This window comes from Pseudomonas sp. NBRC 111139 (assembly GCF_001753955.1).
Lineage (GTDB): Bacteria > Pseudomonadota > Gammaproteobacteria > Pseudomonadales > Pseudomonadaceae > Aquipseudomonas > Aquipseudomonas alloputida.
Genome location: NZ_BCBP01000027.1, coordinates 65,391 through 79,935, shown reverse-complemented (window position 1 = coordinate 79,935; position 14,545 = coordinate 65,391). Strand labels below are relative to the sequence as shown.

Sequence of the window (14,545 nt, the reverse complement as noted above, 5' to 3'; positions counted from 1 at the left end):
GTCGCAGACCGTTTTCGCCACGCAGCCAGGACCAACATGCACCATTCAACCCATGACCTGCTCTCCCCCGTACCGGGCATCACCCGCCAACTGCACAGTTTCCACTTCGGCCCTCGCAGTGGTGGCAAAGTCTATATACAGGCCTCACTGCACGCCGACGAGCTACCGGGCATGCTGGTAGCCTGGCACCTCAAGCGCCGTCTGGTCGAGCTGGAACAGCAAGGCCGACTGCAGCGCGAGATCATTCTGGTGCCGGTGGCCAACCCGGTGGGCCTGGAGCAAGTGCTGCTGGATGCGCCATTGGGGCGTTTTGAACTGCAAAGCGGCGAGAACTTCAATCGCAACTTCGTCGACCTGTCGGACAGCATCGGCGACCTGATCGAAGAACACCTCACCCAGGACCCGACGCACAACCTTGCACTGATCCGCGAATACCTGCGCCGCGGCCTGGACGCACACCCGGCCCGCACACCCCTGCAGGCCCAGCGCCTGATACTGCAGCGCCTGGCCTGCGATGCCGATATGGTGCTGGACCTGCACTGCGACTTCGAAGCAGTCGAGCACCTGTACACCACACCCGATGCCTGGCCCCAGATCGAACCCTTGGCCCGTTACCTGGGCGCCCAGGCCAGCCTGCTGGCAACGGACTCGGGCGGGCAGTCGTTCGATGAATGTTTCAGCCTGGTCTGGTGGCAATTGCAGCAACGTTTCGGCAAACGCTTCCCGATTCCGCTGGGCTGCTGCTCGGTCACCGTCGAGCTGCGTGGCCAGGCGGATGTCAGCCATGATCTGGCCAGCAAGGACTGCCAGGCGATCCTTGACTTCCTGACCCATGCGGGTGTCATCGAAGGCACCAGCGCCGCTCTGCCCGCGCTGTTACGCCACGCCACGCCGTTGGCCGCGGTGGAACCCGTGGCAACGCCACTGGGTGGGTTGCTGGTTTACCACGCCAAACCGGGCCAGCACCTGGAGGCCGGCCAACTGATTGCCGAAGTCATCGACCCGCTCAGTGACCGAGTCACCGCCCTGCGCAACCGCCAGCCAGGCCTGCTGTATGCGCGTAGCGTACGGCGCATGGCCACGGCTGGCATGGTCATCGCCCATGTGGCCGGCGAACAGGTATGCCGCAGCGGCTACCTGTTGGCCAATTGATCCGGTAAAACCATTGCAGCCGGCAAGTGGTCTGTAGAAGCACAGCCTTCGGAGGGCCACCTGCCTCATGCCTGCTGCTACCGACCTCGCCAATGCCTGGTTTGCCAAGCGCGGCTGGAAGCCCTTCGCTTTCCAACGGCGCGTATGGGCTGCCGTCGAACGGGGCGAGTCCGGTTTGCTGCATGCCAGTACCGGTGCCGGCAAGACCTATGCGGTCTGGCTCGCTGCACTACGTGCGTTCAAGCCCAGGCCCCAAAGCCGCCAGTTGGCCCCCATACAGGTGGTGTGGGTGACGCCCATGCGTGCCCTGGCCGCCGACACCGCACGTGCGTTGCAAGCGCCGCTTGATGAGCTCCAGCTGCCTTGGAGCGTAGGGGTGCGCAGCGGCGACACCAACAGTGCCGAGCGCGCCCGACAGGCCCGGCGGCTACCCAGTGTGCTGATCACCACCCCCGAAAGCCTGACCCTGCTGCTGACCCGGGCACAGGCACATGAGGATTTCGCCACGCTGCAACTGGTGGTAGTGGATGAATGGCACGAGCTGCTTGGCAACAAGCGCGGGGTACAACTGCAGCTGGCCTTGGCGCGCCTGCGGCATTGGCACCCAGGCCTACCGACCTGGGGCTTGTCGGCAACGCTCGGCAACCTGCAACACGCACGGGATGTCTTGCTGCCCCAGGGCGGCCTGCTGGTACAAGGCCGGCAAGACAAGGCACTGCAAGTCGACACCCTGCTGCCAGCAGCGATCGAGCGCTTCCCTTGGGCTGGACACATGGGCCTGAAGATGCTCGACCAGGTCAGTCATGAGATCGACGCCAGTGCCAGTAGCCTGGTGTTCACCAACACCCGTGCCCAGGCAGAAATCTGGTATCAGGCCCTGCTTGAGGCCCGCCCGGACTGGGCCGGGCTGATCGCCCTGCACCACGCCTCGCTGGCCCGTGATACCCGCGACTGGGTCGAGCGCAGCCTCAAGCAAGGCAGCCTCAAGGCGGTGATCTGCACATCCAGCCTGGACCTGGGCGTGGACTTTCTGCCCGTGGAACGGGTGCTGCAAATCGGCTCGGCCAAGGGCATCGCCCGCCTGATGCAGCGGGCGGGTCGCTCAGGACACGCGCCTGGGCGGCGCTCCAGGGTCACCCTGGTGCCCACCCATAGCCTGGAACTGGTGGAAGCGGCGGCGGCCCGGCAGGCGCTGATAGCCGGCCACATCGAAGCCCGCTTTTCACCGCGCCTGTGCATGGACGTGCTGGTACAGCATCTGGTCAGCATGGCCTTGGGCAGCGGTTTTCGCCCGGAGCAACTGCTCGCCGAAGTGCGCAGCACCTGGGCCTTTCGCCAGTTGCGCGACAGCCAATGGCAATGGGCGCTGGACTTCGTCTGCCACGGCGGCAGCTCACTGACCGCCTACCCGGACTACCAGCGCGTCGAGCGCCAGGCCGACGGTGTTTACCGGGTTACCAGCGAACGCTTGGCACGGCGCCACCGCATGGGCATAGGGACCATCGTCAGCGATGCCAACCTGCAACTGAAATACTGGAGCAAGGGCGGCGGCGGGAAAACGCTGGGCAGTGTTGAAGAAGCGTTCATCGCCCGCCTGCGCCCCGGCGATACGCTGGTATTTGCCGGGCGGGTACTGGAGCTGGTGCGCGTGGAAAACATGACGGCCTATGTGCGTCGCAGCACGGCGCGAAAGGCTGCGGTAGCGCGCTGGAACGGCGGGCGCATGCCGCTCTCGAGCGAACTGGCCGAGGCGCTGGTCGAGCAGCTCGATGCTGCCGCCCATGAACGCTTTGACGGGCCGGAAATGCGGGCAGTACGCCCGCTGCTTGCGCTTCAGGCGCAGTGGTCAGCCTTACCCACCACAGGCACACTGCTGGCCGAGACCTTCAAATCCCGCCAGGGCTGGCACCTGTTCCTGTATCCCTTTGCCGGGCGCATGGCCAACCTGGGCTTGGCCAATCTGATTGCCTGGCGGGTTAGCCGCGCACAACCACTGTCGGTATCGATTGCCGTCAATGACTACGGATTCGAACTCCTCAGCCCTGCCCAGGTGGACTGGGCCAGGCACTTGCCACAAGCGCTCGGCACCACGGACCTGCTGGAAGATGTGCTGGCCAGCCTGAATGCCGGGGAAATGGCACTGCGGCGCTTTCGCGAAATTGCCCAGATTGCCGGGCTGGTGTTTGGTGGCTATCCCGCCGCGCAGAAGAGCACGCGGCAAATCCAGGCCTCCAGCGGGCTGTTCTATGAGGTGTTTCGCAAGCATGACGCGGGGAATTTGCTGCTTGGCCAGGCGCGGGATGAAGTCTTGAGCGAAGAGCTGGAAATCGAACGGCTGCATCGGCAACTGCTAAAAATGAGTGAGTTGCAACTGGACCTGCGGGCGTTGGAGCGGCCAGGGCCACTGGCGTTTGCCTTGTTGGTGGAAGGCATGCGCGAGACATTGAGCACCGAGAAGCTGGCAGACCGCATTGCGCGGATGGTGGCGGAACTGGAACAAGCGGCGAACGCGGGATGAATTACCAACCCATCGAACACCGGGGGCAGGCGCTCTGGCTGCTTGCCGACAAAGCCATCTACTGGCCCGCCCGCCGCGCCTTGCTGGTGGCTGACGTGCACATCGGAAAGGCCGCCAGCTACCGCGCCCTGCATCAACCGGTGCCACGTGGAACGACTGAGGCGACACTCGCCAGGCTCGATCGCCTGCTGGCCGCACAGGACTGTGAGCAACTGATCATCCTGGGCGACTTTCTGCATGCCCGCGCGGCCCGTGCACCGGCAACGCTGGCCAAAGTGGATGATTGGCGCAAGCGGCACAATGAACTGAAAATAGTGCTGATACGCGGCAATCATGACCGCAACGCCGGCGATCCACCCGCCTCGCTCGATATTCAGGTCGTGGACGAGCCTTGGGTTCTGGAGCCCTTTGCCCTGCAGCACGAGCCGCAGCCCCACCACACACACCCGGTACTGGCGGGCCACGTACACCCCGTCTTCGTCCTGCGCGGCAAGGCCCGTCAGCGCTTGCGCCTGCCTTGCTTCGTGATCGATGAGCAAGTCAGCCTGCTACCTGCATTCGGTGAGTTCACCGGAGGATGGGAAATCACCCCCGCCAGCGCCAGCCGGCTGTACCTGGTTGGCGCTGACCGCGTCTGGCCGCTTTAGCGACGCTTAAGCGACAGGGGCGGGAGGCGGCTCGTCCGGCAAGGTCGGTTCACCCGGCTCCATGGGAGGCGTCTCACCGGGTTCCGGCGGTTGCGGGGTATCGGGGTCAGGTTGATGGGGCACGCCCCCCGCTTGCATGGGCAGCGGGTGCGCCAGCAGTGACCAGGGCAACAACCCTACGTGATTGGGCTGCAGGCCTGCCAGCTTGGCACTGATTGCGGGATGGAGTTTCATTGGCTGCTCCTGACGAAAGCCGATGTACATCATGCACACCGGCGTTACTTCGTTGGAGTGCCAAAGGCGCGGGTAATTCCCCGCGCTTGTCGGCTCAGGTACGCGGCAGCGTGACGCCGCGCTGGCCCTGGTATTTGCCGCCACGGTCCTTGTACGACACTTCGCACTCTTCGTCGGACTGCAAGAACAGCATCTGCGCCACGCCTTCGTTGGCGTAGATCTTCGCCGGCAGCGTGGTGGTGTTGGAGAACTCCAACGTCACGTGGCCTTCCCACTCGGGCTCGAGCGGCGTGACGTTGACGATGATGCCGCACCGGGCGTAGGTGCTCTTGCCCAGGCAAATGGTCAGCACGTCACGGGGAATGCGGAAATATTCGACAGTACGCGCCAGGGCGAAAGAGTTTGGCGGGATGATGCACACGTCGCTCTTGATATCGACGAAGCTGCCAGCATCGAAATTTTTCGGGTCGACGGTGGCCGAGTTGATGTTGGTGAACACCTTGAATTCGTCGGCGCAGCGTACGTCGTATCCGTAGCTGGAGACGCCGAAGGAGATCACGCGGTTGTCCTGCTCGCCGCGCACCTGGCGCTCGACGAACGGCTCGATCATGCCGTGTTCCTGCGCCATGCGGCGAATCCACTTGTCCGATTTGATGCTCATGGCGGGGTGTCCTGAAGAGTTGCGAGGTGAAAATCGTGACGCGCATATTACCGGTCCCGGCGCCCAGGTTAAAGTTCCATCCCACATCCCGCGCCGGGTGGGGGCTGCAGCCGCCGCCGATCCGAATTTGCCTAAAGCGTCTTCTGACCATTGGCAGGTTGCGGAAAGTGGGGTAAGGTGTTGCCACTGTGCTGCACGTGACACCGAGAATCTCTAGTTTGATGCACGATCCTGATCGGCCCATCGCTGAATTTTCTGCTCTCTTTGCGCTCAGTCCCGGGCAGGGTTTTTCCTGACCGTTATCAAATTGTCCAAGGAGACAGAAAAATGTCCAACCGTCAATCCGGTGTTGTTAAGTGGTTCAACGATGAGAAAGGCTACGGCTTCATCACCCCTCAGTCGGGCGATGACCTGTTCGTGCACTTCAAAGCCATCCAAGCTGACGGCTTCAAAACCCTGAAAGAAGGCCAGGCTGTTACTTTCGTCGCTACCCGCGGCCAGAAAGGCATGCAGGCTGAAGAAGTTCAGATCGCCTAAGTCGATCTAGCTTCCTAGCTTTCAAAAAAACCCGCCTTCTGGCGGGTTTTTTTATGCCTGTCTGAAGGCCATGCATTGCAAGTGTGTGGAGCCTTGTGTCGCGAAAGGGCCGCAAAGCGGCCCCAGCAATCTAAGCATTATGCCGAGATCCTGGGGCCGCTGCGCGGCCCTTTCGCGACGCCAGGCCGCTCCCACAGGGATCGCGCCAGCTTTTAGAAATTGAGCAAGACAGTTGCCCCACAGGGAATGCGTCAGTCTTCGCTGATGGTAATGCTGGGCATTGCCGGCGCCGCAGCTTCCTGCAGCACGATCCGCGCGCCCACCTGGCGGGCCAGTTCCTGGTAAACCATGGCAATCTGGCTTTCCGGCTCGGCGATCGCCGTCGGCTTGCCGCTGTCGGCCTGCTCACGTATCAGCATCGACAACGGCAGCGACGCCAGCAGGTCGACGCCATACTGGCTGGCCAGCTTCTCGCCACCACCTTCACCGAACAGGTGTTCGGCATGGCCGCAATTCGAGCAGATATGCACGGCCATGTTCTCGACCACACCCAGCACCGGAATGTTGACCTTGCGGAACATTTCCACGCCCTTCTTGGCATCCAGCAGCGCCAGGTCCTGTGGCGTGGTGACGATCACCGAACCGACCACCGGCACCTTTTGTGCCAGGGTCAGCTGGATGTCACCGGTACCCGGCGGCATATCGATCACCAGGTAATCCAGGTCATCCCAGGCGGTCTGGGTGACCAGTTGCAGCAGCGCGCCAGAGACCATCGGGCCACGCCATACCATCGGCGTGTTGTCGTCGGTGAGGAAGGCCATGGACATGACTTCCACGCCGTGGGCCTTGATCGGCACGAACCACTTCTGCTCACGAATCTGTGGACGGGTACCCTCGGCGATGCCGAACATCACCCCCTGACTGGGGCCGTAGATATCGGCATCGAGAATACCTACCCGCGCACCTTCACGGGCGAGGGCCAAGGCCAGGTTGGCAGCGGTGGTCGACTTGCCCACACCGCCCTTGCCCGAGGCCACGGCGATGATGTTCTTGACGTTGGCCATGGCTGGCACCTGGGCCTGGGCCTTGTGCGCAGCCACCACGCAATCGATCGAAACCTGGGCGCCAGTGACTCCCTCGAGGCTGCCAATGGCGGTCTGCAGCACCTGGGCCCAGCCGTTCTTGAACAGCCCTGCGGCATAACCCAACTGCAACTGCACGCTGACCTGCCCGCCCTGGATATCGATGGCGCGCACGCAGCCGGCGCTGACCGGGTCCTGGTTCAGGTAGGGGTCGGTGTACTGGCGAAGCACGCCTTCAACGGCGGCACGGGTGACGGCACTCATGGAGACTCCCATTGGCAAACTGAATGTAAAACAGCCGCCTATCCTAACCCGTCAATCGTCAGCAGATGCGCTTGCGGGGTGAAATATCTTCGCCAGCCCTTTATAGTGGCCGATCACCCTCATTTTTACCCCGTAGCCAGATAAGTAGCCGAGCCACCATGTCCGAGCCACGCCAGATTCTCGTCACCAGCGCCCTGCCCTATGCCAATGGATCGATCCATCTCGGCCATATGCTGGAGTACATCCAGACGGACATGTGGGTGCGCTTCCAGAAGCTGCGCGGCAACCAGTGCATCTATGTCTGCGCCGACGACGCCCACGGTTCGGCCATCATGCTGCGTGCCGAAAAGGAAGGCATCACCCCGGAACAGCTGATCGCCAACGTCCAGGCCGAGCACAGCAGCGATTTCGCCGACTTCCTGGTGGACTTCGACAATTTCCACTCCACTCATAGCGAAGAGAACCGCGAGCTGTCGAGCCTGATCTACTCGCGCCTGCGTGAAGCCGGGCACATCGCCACCCGTTCGGTGACCCAGTACTTCGACCCGGAAAAAGGCATGTTCCTTGCCGACCGCTTCATCAAGGGCACCTGCCCGAAGTGCGCGGCCGAAGACCAGTACGGCGACAACTGCGAAAAATGCGGCGCCACCTACGCACCCACCGAGCTGAAGAACCCCAAGTCAGCGATCTCCGGTGCCACCCCGGTACTGCGTGATTCCCAGCACTTCTTCTTCAAGCTGCCAGACTTCCAGGCCATGCTGCAGCAGTGGACCCGAAGCGGCACCCTGCAGGACGCGGTAGCCAACAAGCTGGCTGAATGGCTGGACTCCGGCCTGCAGGAGTGGGACATCTCCCGCGACGCGCCGTACTTCGGCTTCGAAATCCCGGGTGAGCCTGGCAAATACTTCTACGTATGGCTGGATGCGCCAATCGGCTACATGGCCAGCTTCAAGAACCTCTGCGCACGCCGCCCGGAGCTGGACTTCGACGCCTTCTGGAACGAAGGCTCCAAGGCCGAGCTGTACCACTTCATCGGCAAGGACATCGTCAACTTCCACGCCCTGTTCTGGCCTGCCATGCTCGAAGGCGCCGGCTTCCGCAAGCCGACCGCGGTCAACGTGCACGGCTACCTGACGGTCAACGGCGCCAAGATGTCCAAGTCGCGCGGTACCTTCATCAAGGCCCGCACCTACCTGGATCACCTGCAGCCGGAATACCTGCGTTACTACTATGCGGCCAAGCTGGGCCGTGGCGTCGACGACCTGGACCTGAACCTGGAAGACTTCGTGCAGAAGGTCAACTCCGACCTGGTCGGTAAGGTCGTCAACATTGCCAGCCGCTGCGCCGGTTTCATCCACAAGGGCAACGAAGGTGTGATGGTAAGCGGTGATGCCGCGCCTGAGCTGACCGAAGCCTTCCTGGCTGCCGCACCTTCCATCGCCGAAGCCTATGAAGCCCGTGATTTTGGCCGCGCCATGCGCGAAATCATGGCACTGGCCGACCGCGCCAACGCCTGGATCGCCGACAAGGCACCGTGGTCACTGGCCAAGCAGGAAGGCAAGCAGGATGAAGTCCAGGCCATCTGCGCCCAAGGCATCAACCTGTTCCGCCAGCTGGTGATCTTCCTCAAACCGGTACTGCCGGTGCTGGCCGCTGACGCCGAGGCTTTCCTCAACGTGGCCCCGCTGACCTGGAACGACCACCTGACACGCCTGGAAAACCACGCGCTTAACCCGTTCAAGGCCTTGATGAGCCGTATCGAGCCGGCCAAGGTCGAAGCCATGGTCGCTGCCAGCAAGGAAGACCTGCTGGCTGCCGAAGCCAAGGCCCCGGCGGGCAATGGCGAGCTGGCCAAGGACCCGCTGTCGGCAGAGATCGAGTTCGATACCTTTAATGCCGTCGACCTGCGTGTGGCGCTGATCGTCAAGGCTGAAGCCGTGGCGGGTGCCGACAAGTTGCTGCAACTGACCCTGGACATTGGTGACGAGCGCCGCAACGTGTTCTCCGGCATCAAGTCAGCCTACCCAGACCCGTCCAAGCTGGAAGGCCGCCTGACCATGATGGTAGCCAACCTCAAACCCCGGAAGATGCGCTTTGGCGTGTCCGAAGGCATGGTCATGGCTGCCGGCCCTGGCGGTGAAGAAATCTACCTGCTGAGCCCGGACAGCGGCGCCAAGCCAGGCCAGCGCATCAAGTAACCGCCCTGCGGGCCATTGTGGGAGCGGCCTGCCCGCTCCCACAATTACGCAGGCCCCTTCATGCCAAACCCGGACAATCGGCCCGATTCCCGGCTATCGTCATCTCATGAATGACTACATCCTGGTCCTGATCAGCGCCGCACTGATCAATCACCTGTGCCTGCTCCGACAGCCACTCTCCGGGCTGCAACTGCAGGTGCACGGCCTGGCCTGCGCCCTGTGCATCGCCCTGGGCGTAATCGGCGCGCAGTTGCTGGTGCACGCGGTACTTGCCCCGTTGCACATCCACGATCTTGCCCTGTTTCTGCTATTGCCCTGGCTGGCTTTGCTCGCCTGGGGCCTGCCGTGGCTATTGGCCAAGTGGCGCCCGGCCTGGCCTGTAGTGGGGTTGCCAGCGTTGCTGTTGAGCAATGCAGCAGTGCTTGGGCTGGCCCTGCAACAGACAAGCGACGACGGCACCTGGCCAACCATGCTGCTCCAAGGCTTGCTGACCGGGGGCGGCTTCTGGCTGGCGCTGATGGTGTTCGCCGACCTGCGCCAGCGCAGCGCCCACGCGGATATTCCCAACGCGCTGCGCGGCCTGCCCATCGAATTGATCGGCGCCGGGGTAATGGCCATGGCGTTTTCCGGTTTCAACGGAATGTTTGGCCAATGAGCAGCCCCGATCCGCGCCTACGCACCAGCATGCGCCTGGTCTTGCTCGCCTGCACGCCTGGACTGCTGGCGCTGTTTTGGCTGCATGGCTGGGGCATGATGCTGAACCTGTTGCTGTGCGCCAGCGCCGCGCTGCTGTGCGAGGCATTGCTGCTGGCACTGCGCAGCCAATCACTTAGCCAGGCGCTAAACGACGGCAGCGCACTGGTGACCGCCGTGCTGCTGGCGGCCGCCCTGCCCACCTTGGCGCCATGGTGGCTGCCGGTCATCGCGGCAAGTGTCGCGATCGGTATCGGCAAGCAGGCCTACGGTGGGGTCGGGCGAAATCTGTTCAATCCGGCCATGGTGGGTTATGCCTTCGTGCTGCTCAGCTTCCCGTTGCAGATGAACCATTGGCCTGGGCAGGCCCCAGGCCTGCTCGACAGCGTGCAGCAGGTGTTCGCTGGGGGCGAACAGATCGATGCCTGGGCCCGTCCGACATTGCTCGACGGCTTGCGCCACAACCGCAGCCTGACCATCGACGAGCTGTTCGCCAGCCATCCAGGCTTTGGCAACATTGGCGGGGCAGGCAGCGAATGGGTCAACCTGGCATTCCTGCTTGGCGGCCTGTTCTTGATGCAACGCAAGGTGATCAGTTGGCATGCGCCGGCAGGTTTGCTGGCAGGGCTAGTGGTATTCAGCCTGTTGGGCTGGAACGGTTCGGGGTCGGACTCCAATGGCTCGCCTTTGCTGCACCTGTTTTCCGGCTCGACCATGCTGGCAGCCTTCTTCATTGCGACCGAGCCAGTGTCCGGCCCCAGAGACGACTGGGCCAAGCTGTGCTTCGGCGTGGGGACAGGGGTGCTCATCTACCTGATTCGTACCTGGGGCAGCTACCCGGATGGCACCGCGTTCGCCGTCCTGCTGATGAACCTTTTGGCACCGGCGCTCGATCGTATGGCTGTGCGGCGTCAGCAGGCAGCCCGATGAAGCGCGGGGTTCGGGATGTGGGCCTGCTGCTGCTGACTGGAGTATTGGCAGTGTCTGCCACCCTGGCCTGGCGGCAGTGGACCGGTCCGGCCATCGCAGGCGCTGAAAAGCAGCTGCAAAGCCGCCAGCGGCTGGCCGTGCTGCCCGACGGTAGCTATGACAACCAGCCGCTGGAAAGCCCGCTGCCAAGGCCCGCCGCACAGCGGCCCAACAGCCGTATCCTGGCGGCTTACCGTGCCACTTTGGCAGGTAAGCCAAGCGCCATTATCCTGATCACACAGACCCAGGGGTATGCCGGGCCGATCGTACTGAGCGTCGCCATCACCACGGACGGCCGGCTGATCGGCAGCCAGGTTGTCGAACAACAGGAAAGCCCCGGGCTGGGCGACCGCCTGGGAGATCCGCGATTGCACTGGCTGAGTCAGTTCAACAACCGCGATCAGGGCGATCACTGGGCACTGAAGCGGGACCAGGGTGACTTTGACCAATTGGCCGGCGCAACCGTGACCTCGCGAGCGGTGATCGCCGCATTGCAGGATGCGCTGAGCTATTTCGACGAGCAGCGTAGTGTATTGCTGGAGGGCACCACCCATGAATAGGTTCTGCCTGCTGGCCATGAGCCTGGCGCCACTGCTGGGTGCCACCCGAACGCTGGCTGAAGGCGCGGCCATCGGCCTGTGCGCAGTAGTGATGGGGTGCCTGCACCAACTGTTGCTGGCGCCACTGCGTAAACACATGGCCAGCTGGGCCTATGTACTGGCTAGCCTGCTGCTGCTGGCAGCCTTGGCCAGTTGCCTGCAGTTGGCCATGCGGGCCTGGCTGCTACCGCTGGCCATTGCCCTGGGCCACTATCCCGCATTGTTGTGCCTGCAATGCCTGGCCAGTGACCACCTGTTGCCTGACCAACACCGCTGGCGCCTGCTCGCAACGCACCTCGGCGCTGTCTTTGCCAGTTGCCTGCTGCTGGGCGCCAGCCGCCAATGGCTGGCTGACCATGCCGAGCTGCACCTGGCCAGCCTCGCCCCTGGTGCGCTACTGCTGCTGGGACTGCTGTTGGCCTTGTACAATCGCCTGCTTCCGGGCCCTGCCCACCCACATCGTCAAGGAAAGCCCTGATTTCATGAATGCCGCCAAACGCCTGGAGATTTTTCGCAGGCTGCACGAAGACAACCCCGACCCCAAGACCGAACTGGCCTACACGACCCCGTTTGAACTGCTGGTCGCCGTGACACTGTCCGCGCAATCCACCGACGTCGGCGTCAACAAGGCCACTGCCCGCCTGTTCCCCGTCGCCAACACCCCCGAGGCCATCTATGCCCTGGGCGTTGAAGGCCTCAGCGAATACATCAAGACCATCGGGCTTTACAACAGCAAGGCCAAGAATGTCATAGAAGCGTGCCGGCTGCTGATCGAGCGCCACGACAGCCAGGTACCGCAAACCCGCGAAGCGTTGGAGGCGCTACCCGGCGTCGGCCGCAAAACCGCCAATGTGGTGCTTAACACGGCGTTTCGCCAACCGGCCATGGCCGTGGATACTCATATTTTCCGGGTGAGTAACCGCACGGGCATCGCGCCAGGCAAAACGGTGCTGGAAGTGGAAAAGAAACTGGTCAAGTTTGTACCCAAGGACTACCTGCTCGACGCCCACCACTGGCTGATCCTGCACGGGCGCTACGTATGCCAGGCGCGCAAGCCAAGGTGCGGCAGCTGCAGGATCGAAGATTTGTGCGAGTACAAGCACAAAACCTCCGACGATTGAGCCGATTGCCAAAAACCACTCACGTCGATTGAAAAAATCTTTTTTACCAGCGTCTGCTTTCTGGTTATAAGGACGGCCAATGGCCCCTTGGCTTGGAGCGACTCATGAGTACCGATAAAGACGACCTGTCGATCGATGATGATTTTGTTGCCGCAGACGATGACGCGGAGCCACAGGTTGAAACAGCAAAAACCAACCTGAGCAAACGCCGCACCATCGACAACATGCTGGAAGAACGGCGCCTGCAAAAGCAGTTGGCCGATTTCGATTACGACCTGTAGTGCGGGTCCCGTAGTCAAGGACCGATAGCCCTGGCAAAGCCTCCTGGCTGGAGGCTTCAAGGCTTGGCGATCAGTTCAGACCTTGCCGTTGCGCCAGCTCGATCAGGTCAACCAATGACCGTGCATTGAGCTTGAGCAGCAGCCGTGACTTGTAGGTACTGACCGTCTTGTTACTGAGGTACATGCTGTCGGCAATCTCCTTGTTCGAACGCCCTCGCGCCAGTTGTTGCAGCACCGTCATTTCTCGCGCAGACAGGCGATTCACCATATCCGTCTCGCTGCCCGCCCCCCTGCCACGTGACGCATGCAAGGCCTGGTTGGGGAAGTAGCTGTAACCCGACAACACAGCCTTGATAGCGCTGAGCAGTTCGGTAAGCTCCTGCTGCTTGCACACGTAACCCGCCGCCCCTGCCTGCATGCAGCGCATCGAAAAGTTGCCGGGGGCCTGCGACGTCAGCACCAGTACCTTGCTACCCGGGCTGAATGTCGCCATGCGGGCGATCACCTCCAGGCCATCCAGCTTCGGGATACCGATATCCAGCACCACAATATCCGGCAGGTGTTGCCGCGTCAGCTGCAGCGCAGCTACCCCATTGTCAGTCTCCGCCACAACGTCATACCCATGCCGCTCCATCAGCATGCGTACGGCCAGGCGTATGACCGGATGATCATCCACGATAAGCACTTTATTCATGCGATATCCATACATTGTTGTTGCTTTGGCACGCCACGATAACCGACAGGACGCTTGCTGGCGCGGCGATTTACCAGCGAAAGCGATGGACAGAAAAAGCCTACAGAACTTACAGAAACTTCCTACACATAATGACTAGGGTTGTAACAAACAAATTACTTATTACCGAAAGAAACGGTACCACCCACAGACATAAACGTACCAGTTGAATACTGATCTTGAGCAGAGGAAAACTTCCGATTCAAACACGTTGAAAAAGCCATACAACGAGGTTCTCTGACGATCATTCCTCCCCCGGGAAACAATCCAGCCTTTAGTTGAGTACAGCAGTAAGGTAAAGATGGACAAAACCGCTGGAGACGGCCCATATGACCCAAGCACAACCTGTCGCCCCGCTGACGATCATTGCCATCTTCGCGGGGATCATCGAAGCCTCCGCCCTTGCCACACTGCCATTTCTCGGCGAGTCCAGCCAAAAGCTCTACACCTGGTTCCTGGTAGGCTTTCCATTCTTTCTGACGGCACTGTTCTTTCTGACGCTCAACTTCAATTACAAGTCGTTCTACAACCCGCTACCCGACAGCACAGCACAGCCCAACACGCCAGCACTGAACAGTGTGGCCACACCCGCGATTTCCAATGATGCCCGTGAGGCGGTACAGGGCGAGCCTGTCACGTTCATGTTCTCCGGCCCAGACGCCTATCGCATGATGGAGCAGCAACTCTTGCACGCACTTGCCCAACCGCCCGAGCCAACGCGAGTCTGGCGCTTTTGTAATCTGGACAGACGTCAATGTGCGCAGCTTTCGATCAGCGCACTTGAGGGCGATGATGCGAGCCATCGAAGTTGAACGACCCACCTTTGCGCGGGCATAAAAAAACCCCGGACTGAGCC

Annotated in this window: 16 protein-coding genes; 12 read left to right on the top strand and 4 right to left on the bottom strand. The window is 61.8% G+C overall.

All coding sequences use genetic code 11. The features are described from left to right. Positions 1-36: 36 nt before the first annotated feature. The 3 genes from BJQ17_RS10170 (at position 37) to pdeM (ending at position 4,317) form a co-directional block, all read left to right on the top strand. Entirely contained in the window at positions 37-1,152 is a 1,116-nt protein-coding gene (locus BJQ17_RS10170; RefSeq protein WP_004576221.1) for a succinylglutamate desuccinylase/aspartoacylase family protein, read from the top strand. A 67-nt stretch (positions 1,153-1,219) separates the two neighbouring features. After that, positions 1,220-3,670, top strand: coding sequence for a ligase-associated DNA damage response DEXH box helicase (locus BJQ17_RS10165; protein ID WP_003254914.1), 2,451 nt, complete (start codon positions 1,220-1,222; stop codon positions 3,668-3,670). Further along, a complete protein-coding gene (gene pdeM, locus BJQ17_RS10160; RefSeq protein WP_003254916.1) occupies positions 3,667-4,317 on the top strand; it encodes a ligase-associated DNA damage response endonuclease PdeM in 651 nt (216 codons plus the stop codon). The genes BJQ17_RS10165 and pdeM overlap by 4 nt, the downstream gene beginning before the upstream one ends. A 6-nt stretch (positions 4,318-4,323) precedes the next feature. Here the strand turns inward: pdeM and BJQ17_RS10155 are convergent, their stop codons facing one another. Continuing rightward, entirely contained in the window at positions 4,324-4,551 is a 228-nt protein-coding gene (locus tag BJQ17_RS10155; RefSeq protein ID WP_003254918.1) for a hypothetical protein, read from the bottom strand. 94 nt (positions 4,552-4,645) lie between these two features. Then, complete coding sequence (gene dcd / locus BJQ17_RS10150) at positions 4,646-5,212, bottom strand: dCTP deaminase (protein ID WP_003254920.1); 567 nt, start codon at positions 5,210-5,212, stop codon at positions 4,646-4,648. A gap of 327 nt (positions 5,213-5,539) precedes the next feature. Between dcd and BJQ17_RS10145 the strand changes: the two genes are divergently transcribed. Further along, positions 5,540-5,749, top strand: coding sequence for a cold-shock protein (locus tag BJQ17_RS10145; protein ID WP_003254922.1), 210 nt, complete (start codon positions 5,540-5,542; stop codon positions 5,747-5,749). Positions 5,750-6,000: 251 nt separating this feature from the next. Here BJQ17_RS10145 and apbC read toward each other — a convergent pair whose 3' ends face one another. Then, on the bottom strand, positions 6,001-7,095 hold the full coding sequence (gene apbC, locus BJQ17_RS10140; RefSeq protein WP_003254924.1) for an iron-sulfur cluster carrier protein ApbC: 1,095 nt from the start codon (positions 7,093-7,095) through the stop codon (positions 6,001-6,003). Positions 7,096-7,253: 158 nt separating this feature from the next. Between apbC and metG the strand changes: the two genes are divergently transcribed. From metG to BJQ17_RS31615, 7 genes are all read left to right on the top strand, one after another. Further along, positions 7,254-9,293 (top strand): methionine--tRNA ligase, encoded by a 2,040-nt coding sequence (gene metG / locus BJQ17_RS10135; protein WP_070095980.1) that lies wholly within the window; start codon positions 7,254-7,256, stop codon positions 9,291-9,293. A 106-nt stretch (positions 9,294-9,399) separates the two neighbouring features. Continuing rightward, on the top strand, positions 9,400-9,948 hold the full coding sequence (locus BJQ17_RS10130; protein WP_003254927.1) for an Rnf-Nqr domain containing protein: 549 nt from the start codon (positions 9,400-9,402) through the stop codon (positions 9,946-9,948). Continuing rightward, positions 9,945-10,916, top strand: coding sequence for an RnfABCDGE type electron transport complex subunit D (locus BJQ17_RS10125; protein WP_060546245.1), 972 nt, complete (start codon positions 9,945-9,947; stop codon positions 10,914-10,916). The genes BJQ17_RS10130 and BJQ17_RS10125 overlap by 4 nt, the downstream gene beginning before the upstream one ends. After that, positions 10,913-11,515, top strand: coding sequence for an RnfABCDGE type electron transport complex subunit G (locus BJQ17_RS10120; RefSeq protein WP_003254931.1), 603 nt, complete (start codon positions 10,913-10,915; stop codon positions 11,513-11,515). Before BJQ17_RS10125 ends, BJQ17_RS10120 begins: the two co-directional genes overlap by 4 nt. Beyond that, a complete protein-coding gene (locus BJQ17_RS10115) occupies positions 11,508-12,032 on the top strand; it encodes an Rnf-Nqr domain containing protein (protein ID WP_003254934.1) in 525 nt (174 codons plus the stop codon). The genes BJQ17_RS10120 and BJQ17_RS10115 overlap by 8 nt, the downstream gene beginning before the upstream one ends. A gap of 4 nt (positions 12,033-12,036) precedes the next feature. Further along, positions 12,037-12,675, top strand: a complete 639-nt coding sequence (nth, locus tag BJQ17_RS10110) for an endonuclease III (RefSeq protein ID WP_003254935.1) — start codon at positions 12,037-12,039, stop codon at positions 12,673-12,675. A 104-nt stretch (positions 12,676-12,779) separates the two neighbouring features. Next, complete coding sequence (locus tag BJQ17_RS31615) at positions 12,780-12,956, top strand: PA3496 family putative envelope integrity protein (RefSeq protein ID WP_003254937.1); 177 nt, start codon at positions 12,780-12,782, stop codon at positions 12,954-12,956. A gap of 70 nt (positions 12,957-13,026) precedes the next feature. Here the strand turns inward: BJQ17_RS31615 and BJQ17_RS10105 are convergent, their stop codons facing one another. Continuing rightward, on the bottom strand, positions 13,027-13,650 hold the full coding sequence (locus tag BJQ17_RS10105; RefSeq protein ID WP_003254939.1) for a response regulator transcription factor: 624 nt from the start codon (positions 13,648-13,650) through the stop codon (positions 13,027-13,029). 368 nt (positions 13,651-14,018) lie between these two features. Between BJQ17_RS10105 and BJQ17_RS10100 the strand changes: the two genes are divergently transcribed. Next, a complete protein-coding gene (locus BJQ17_RS10100; RefSeq protein WP_003254940.1) occupies positions 14,019-14,501 on the top strand; it encodes a hypothetical protein in 483 nt (160 codons plus the stop codon). The last annotated feature ends 44 nt before the right edge of the window (positions 14,502-14,545 follow it).

Coding starts and splice junctions, on each gene's coding strand:
- BJQ17_RS31615 (WP_003254937.1), top strand. CDS start 12,780: ATGAGTACCGATAAAGACGACCTGTCGATCGATGATGATTTTGTTGCC.
- dcd (WP_003254920.1), bottom strand. CDS start 5,212: ATGAGCATCAAATCGGACAAGTGGATTCGCCGCATGGCGCAGGAACAC.
- pdeM (WP_003254916.1), top strand. CDS start 3,667: ATGAATTACCAACCCATCGAACACCGGGGGCAGGCGCTCTGGCTGCTT.
- metG (WP_070095980.1), top strand. CDS start 7,254: ATGTCCGAGCCACGCCAGATTCTCGTCACCAGCGCCCTGCCCTATGCC.
- BJQ17_RS10165 (WP_003254914.1), top strand. CDS start 1,220: ATGCCTGCTGCTACCGACCTCGCCAATGCCTGGTTTGCCAAGCGCGGC.
- BJQ17_RS10100 (WP_003254940.1), top strand. CDS start 14,019: ATGACCCAAGCACAACCTGTCGCCCCGCTGACGATCATTGCCATCTTC.
- apbC (WP_003254924.1), bottom strand. CDS start 7,095: ATGAGTGCCGTCACCCGTGCCGCCGTTGAAGGCGTGCTTCGCCAGTAC.
- BJQ17_RS10125 (WP_060546245.1), top strand. CDS start 9,945: ATGAGCAGCCCCGATCCGCGCCTACGCACCAGCATGCGCCTGGTCTTG.
- BJQ17_RS10120 (WP_003254931.1), top strand. CDS start 10,913: ATGAAGCGCGGGGTTCGGGATGTGGGCCTGCTGCTGCTGACTGGAGTA.
- nth (WP_003254935.1), top strand. CDS start 12,037: ATGAATGCCGCCAAACGCCTGGAGATTTTTCGCAGGCTGCACGAAGAC.
- BJQ17_RS10145 (WP_003254922.1), top strand. CDS start 5,540: ATGTCCAACCGTCAATCCGGTGTTGTTAAGTGGTTCAACGATGAGAAA.
- BJQ17_RS10105 (WP_003254939.1), bottom strand. CDS start 13,650: ATGAATAAAGTGCTTATCGTGGATGATCATCCGGTCATACGCCTGGCC.
- BJQ17_RS10130 (WP_003254927.1), top strand. CDS start 9,400: ATGAATGACTACATCCTGGTCCTGATCAGCGCCGCACTGATCAATCAC.
- BJQ17_RS10115 (WP_003254934.1), top strand. CDS start 11,508: ATGAATAGGTTCTGCCTGCTGGCCATGAGCCTGGCGCCACTGCTGGGT.
- BJQ17_RS10170 (WP_004576221.1), top strand. CDS start 37: ATGCACCATTCAACCCATGACCTGCTCTCCCCCGTACCGGGCATCACC.
- BJQ17_RS10155 (WP_003254918.1), bottom strand. CDS start 4,551: ATGAAACTCCATCCCGCAATCAGTGCCAAGCTGGCAGGCCTGCAGCCC.